Annotated in this window: 1 protein-coding gene; it reads left to right on the top strand. The window is 50.8% G+C overall.

Annotated features, from left to right (window positions below; all coding sequences use genetic code 11):
• Positions 1–531, top strand: a 531-nt coding sequence (locus tag ACWHAR_RS31530; protein WP_452088986.1) for an MFS transporter, incomplete at both ends; no start/stop codon positions are given.

The raw sequence follows: 531 nt of genomic DNA, 5'->3' as shown, positions 1-531 counted from the left end.
CGCAAGCAATTGTTAATTGCCGGGTTCGGCTTTTCCGTCCTCAGCAGCCTGCTTTTTCTGATGTTTGATTCTTTCTTCTTCGTGCTGGCCGCCCGGCTTTTCGCGGGAATCACTGCTTCTACGTGGGTGATGGCGACCATTTTATACGCACATTATTTCAACAATGGCAATGCATCAAAAGCAATGGGCATCATGCAGTTTTTTACCGTCATGCCTCAGTTTGCCAGCATTGTGTTCTGCGGGCTCGCCGCAGCCCATTTAGGGAGGCAGGTTCCTTTTTGGATGGCGCTGGCAGCTTCTGCCGCAGGTCTGGTGATCTGCTGCTTTATTCAGGATCCGTCTGCTCCTCCCGCAAACCGTGGCACCATTCGTGTCAATCAGTACATCAAAGATACATTGCGGCTGCCAAAGCTGAAGCTTTTCACCATCCTGTCTATGACGGCCCATGCCGTATTATTTATCACAGTGTTTGGTTTTACGCCGCTTTACATGAATCAGCTCGGAATGGGCGACGCGGAGCTTCTTTGGGTG

Source organism: Bacillus sp. LR--39, assembly GCF_053613335.1.
The sequence above is the reverse complement of the archived record's forward strand: the minus strand, read 5'-3'. Positions and strand labels throughout refer to the sequence as shown.